Genomic DNA, 5,503 nt, shown 5'->3' with positions numbered 1-5,503 from the left:
GATGCTGCTAGTATAGATGCTGATTCATTAAATCATCATACTCCTGGTAGAAGAGCGATAGAAATTGATGGTAAAGGTCATGCGTACTTAGATGCTACAGGGTATTATTATAATACAAGCGCAGGAAACGCAATTTTAGCTCTTAAGGAAGGCGCTAGCAAGGATTTTGTTGTAGAAGGGACTATTTTTATCAATTCTATGCAAGATTGGTGGCATTTTGCTAAAGGGTGGAATGAAAAAGATGATTTTAGAAAAAATTCCCCACTTTTTTATAGACTTACAACGGATTTGGATTTTGAAGGACAAAATTTTGCGAACTATTGCTTGGAAAACTTTGGTTGTACTAATATGATCATAGGTTATTCAGATAATAATGCTTTTGATAGGAGATTTTTAGGTCAAAGCCATACCTTGAAGAATATGTATATAGATACAACAGGATTAAAAGGTGTAAAATATGTAGGAATATTTGGAAAAGTTTTTGATGAAGGTGTTATATCTGATTTGGTTGTTGATTATAATAATAAATATATAAAAACAGAAGGTGCAAATTATGTAGGAGGTCTTATTGGATATTCAAATAGTGAAGGATGGCATGGTGATCGAAAATTTTATAATATAGTTGTTAAAAATATTGATTATATCAAAGCTACTATGATGAGTACTGGGGAAATTAATGTAGGTGGTTTTGCTGGATTTTTAGGTAATGTTAAAAGTGTAAGTAATATCGAGCTTAATGGAATAAAAAATATTGAAGCAATCTCAAACTCTGGCATGGTTTTAGCTGGAGGATTTGCTGGGCGTATTCAGAGTATTAAAAAACCTGCTGATTTAGATGCTACTTTTGATAAGATAAAAATTAGTGGAACAAATTCTATTAAAGCTAGTTGCGACGGTAAATATTGTGCAGATGCTCATGCTGGTGGTTTTACTGGATTTTTATATTTACTCGATTCTAATTTTAAAATGAATAATGTCACATTAGACAGAGTATCTAATATCCAAGCAACTACTAAAGGCTGGACTGCTTCAGCAGGTGGATTTATAGGTAGTGGAGAATTTTTAGGTTATCAAAGCAATGGAGTTAGTTTTAGTAATATAGCCATAAAAAATTTAAAAAACATTAATGCTAATGGTAATGGCTTAGGATATGCTGCTGGATTTATGGGCTCCTATCGAAATGGTCAATCAGGATTTAAAAGAAATTTTAAAGATATTTTTATATATTTTGATCCAGAAGCTACAATCACAGCTACTGGATCTCGAATAGCAAATAATTTTTTTACAACTCAATATAATAATGATTTAGATGAAAATTATGATAATATATTTGTCTATTTTAAAAATGGAACTTTAAATGAGACCCATGGAAACACAGGAGTAACAAATCAGGATTATAATGGCGATGAATTAAAACAAGAATTTGAAGAAAAAATAGCAAGTATTATTAATCCAAAATTTAATGAAATACCAGAAGATGATGATTTTATTCCAGGTTTATCTCCATATGTAAAACCAGATGTAGAAGCTATAAAAAATGAAAAAGTTGAGTTTCAAGAAGAATGGTATAATCAAGAAGTAGTTCAAGCTATATTAGATGATATTTTAAATGGAAAATATAGAGTAAGTATCAATAAATTTGGTGAGATTGTGTTTCATGTAAGCACTGTAAACGGAGTTGAGATTACGCTAGATTCTATTAAGCAAAGTTTGGATTTTCTCGATACACTCAAAGATAAAAATTCAGGATTTGAATCAAGTGAAAAATTAAAAGGTATTTATGCAAAATACAACAAAGCTTTAAAAATAAAAGATGAGTATATAGCAGCTCAAGAATATCTTTTTAAAGATGGTAAAAATTCTTTTTATGAAACTTATGCAGAATATCAAAAAGAATTAGAAATTTATAATTCTTATGTTAAAGAAATAGAAGCAGGTAAAAAAAAAATAAACGATCCTGAATACCTAGCTAGTCTTGATAAAATCAATTCTTTGGCAACAACATTAAAAAATCAAAGAGATGGTGTAAATGGCATAGCTACTAAGCTTAATGATGAAAATATAGCAAAAAATGAATACGGCTATACTAATTTTAAATTTGTGGGGGATTTTGCATTGGATTTTGTACATAATCCACAGAGCCCTGATGTAGATAATCCGAATAAACCAGAATTACCAGATACAGATTTAGAATTTAAACAAACAGCTTCACTTAATTTAATCGGAGATCATGCTGTTGAAGAAGAAGAGGGCGAAGAAGAGATCGATGAAACTTCTTTGAAACAAAAAGGCCTTACTTGCATAGTTAGCGATAACTTTAAAACCATGAATCCTTGTATAGTTGGAGGATTATAAGATCATGAATAAGCAAAGTAAATTCACAAATCACATCATACTCTCAGGCATAACTGTATCAATGTTATTTTCTCCACTAATGGCTTTACCTAGTGGGGGTAAATTTACTCATGGGACTAGTGGGACTATAACTTCTGGTAATGGTCATATGCAAATTAATGGTAAAGAAACAAACTCCGTCATTCAATGGGGTGGTGGCTTTAGCATAGGTAAAGGTGAAAGTGTAAACTTTGGAGGTAATAGTAAAAACTACCTAAACATTGCTCATGGTGCTAGTAAATCTATGATAGAAGGTGTATTAAATGCAAATGGCAAAAATGTCTTTTTAATCAATCCTAATGGAATAATCATTACTAAAACAGGGGGAATTATCAATGCTAATCGCTTTGTGGCTTCGACTAGTACATTAAATAACACAGATTATGAGAATTTCTTTAAAATGGGATCAAATTTTTCTCCGGTATTTAAAGGCGATAAACTTGGCAATGTGGTTAATATGGGTAATATTGATGTTAAAGAAAACTTAATCTTACAAGGTAATAAAATCATACTCAAGGCAGAGGCCGATAAAGGAACATTAAATCAAATTAAAGCCGGAAATAAAATTCACCTTGATGCAAATGAAATTTATGCAGATATTTCAACTATAAAAACACCTAGTGTAGAAACATCACATGCAAATAAGGGGGATTTGTATTTAAGTGCTACGGGGTATTATTTTAATCCTGAAAGAAAATATAATGAGTTTGATAATATTAGCAATTTAAATAAAAGTTATAAAAACTATGTTGATATAGGTTCTGTGCGAGATTGGTGGTATTTTGCTAAAGGTTGGAATGATAATAAAAAAGGCTTTAGAGAGACTGCTAATGGATATAGACTTACTAATGATATAGATTTTAAAGGTGAAAACTATGCTAATTATTGTATTGATGGACAATGTACAAATATGATAATTGGTTATGATAATGAAAAAGTTTTTAATAAAAATTTCGATGGACAAGGTTTTAGTCTAAAAAATATTAAGATTGATTTTACTGCAGATCCAAATAGGCATTATGAAAAACACACTTATGTTGGGATTTTTGGATATGTGAAAGATTCTACCATTAAAGACTTTAGAGTTGATTATGGTAATAATAGCATAAATACTAAAAACGTTGATTACGTAGGTGGTGTTTTTGGAAAAACCGAAAACAATACTATCTCACAAATAGAACTAAAAAATATCTCTGATATTACTTCAATAGGTAGAGATAAGGGTTTATTTTTCATAGGTGGTTTTGCAGGACTTGCCGGAGGTAATTTTTCAGATATTAGTGTAGATGCTATTAAAAATATAAGAGCTGAAAAAGGACAAAGCTCTGTAAACTTAGGTGGTTTCGCAGGCAATGCAAGAGGAAATTTTGAAAAAATATCTATTAAAAATATAGATAATATTATCGCAAAAGGTAATCCAAATTTGCCGGCTTTTGTTGGGGGTTTTACTGGGCAGTTATATAGTGGTAATTACATCAGAGATATAAAAATGGAAGATGTAAAAAATATAGAAGTAACTTCTAGTGGAGCCTTTGCTAATGTAGGTGGATTTATAGGTGAAGTCGCAAGTAAAAATGCAAAGCTTAGTAATATTTACATCAAGAATTTAGAAAGCATAAAAGTGGATAATAAAAAACAGCAAGGTGTAGCTTATGTAGGTGGTTTCGCAGGAAAAAACTATAGTGCAAATTTAGAAAACATAGCTTTAGAAGGTAAGATAAATATTGATGTAAAATCTACGGATTCTGTATACGCTGGTGGATTTTTAGGATGTAATGGTGCTAATTCTTGGGGATGTTCAAATAGTGGTGGCTCCATAAAGAATGTTTCACTATATTTTAAAGAAGGGTCTTCTATAAATGCTAAGTCTTATCAAAATAAGACCGTATATACAGACTTATTTATAGCTAATAAAGTTGGAATAAATAATTCTAATATAGTATATCATCATACTAATGACTTTAGTGGTTTTTCAACTAGCGGAGCAAGTGAAGTCAGTTATACAAATAATGATAAATACAATGAATTTACATCAAAAATCCCGGCTATAACAGACCCTACAAAACCTAGTGAGGTATCTAGGGTTGATCTTGATAACGATGTGTTTTTAGATAATGAGGATTTGTATGAAGATATCATTAAAGATGAAATCATTTCAGATTTAAAAAAATACTTAACCATTAATGCAAATAGTGATTTAAAAAAGCTTTTAGAAGCATATGGGAATTTAACAGATAGAAAATCGAAGGTACAGTTTATAGCAGAGTTTTTGTTAGATGATAGATATGATGATAAAACAAGCGAAGCTGAAAAATTAATGCAAAGTATGGATTTTTTGCTTGCATACTCGCAAAATAACAAGATTGATTCTAGGTTTAAAGAAGGGGTACAAGAAAAATTTAACAGTTTAAAACAAGATGCTAAAAAGCATTATGACATCACTATAGCAAATAAAGACAAGTTGATAGATTTTATTAAGGATTTGCAAGGCAAAGTGGATAATATTAATGATTTAAAAGATAAATACAACAAAACAAATTATCAAAAACAAATCGATGAACTCGCAACTATGTATAACATAATAGTATCCACAATCAATAGCAATAAAAATTTAAGCGAAGATTCACTAAATAGGCTTCATAAAGAGTTGAGCAATATATCTTCTAGAATAGAAAAACTTATGTTTTTAGCACAATTTGATAAAAACAAAAGTGATATTTCTATAGATGAGTTTGAATCATTAAAAGCTAAAGCAAACCAATATGAGTATTTTACGCTCAATGGAAACTTTGATAAGGTTAGTAATGTTAGTATTCCTATCTTAGATTCTATAAAAAATAATGGAGATAATGGTGGTGGTGAAATAGAAATACCTGATAAGCCTATTGATCCAGTAGAACCACCAATTGATAATAAACCAGATGATTCTTTGGTTTTTGAGCAAAGTTCTACTTTTAATTCTATAGGTAATAAAGCTATAAATGAAGAAGAGGAAGAAGATAAAAATGATATCGATGAAACTGCACCTATGCAAAAAGGAAAAATTTGCATAGTTAGTGATAACTCTAAAACTATGAATCCATGTATAGTAAGTGGAATATAGTTATAA

At 30.0% G+C, this 5,503-nt stretch carries 2 protein-coding genes; both read left to right on the top strand.

Going from position 1 to position 5,503, the window contains the following annotated elements:
- On the top strand, nt 1-2,355 hold a 2,355-nt coding region (locus CAMP5053_RS07850), incomplete at its 5' end, for a hypothetical protein (protein WP_337217602.1).
- Nucleotides 2,356-2,359: 4 nt separating this feature from the next.
- The gene (locus CAMP5053_RS07845; RefSeq protein WP_337217601.1) at nt 2,360-5,497 is read left to right on the top strand and encodes a filamentous hemagglutinin N-terminal domain-containing protein; all 3,138 of its coding nucleotides are present in this window, start codon (nt 2,360-2,362) and stop codon (nt 5,495-5,497) included.
- Nucleotides 5,498-5,503 lie beyond the last annotated feature (6 nt).

This window comes from Campylobacter sp. S4:11, from assembly GCF_024723695.1.
GTDB classification, from domain to species: domain Bacteria; phylum Campylobacterota; class Campylobacteria; order Campylobacterales; family Campylobacteraceae; genus Campylobacter_D; species Campylobacter_D jejuni_C.
The sequence above is the reverse complement of the archived record's forward strand: the minus strand, read 5'-3'. Positions and strand labels throughout refer to the sequence as shown.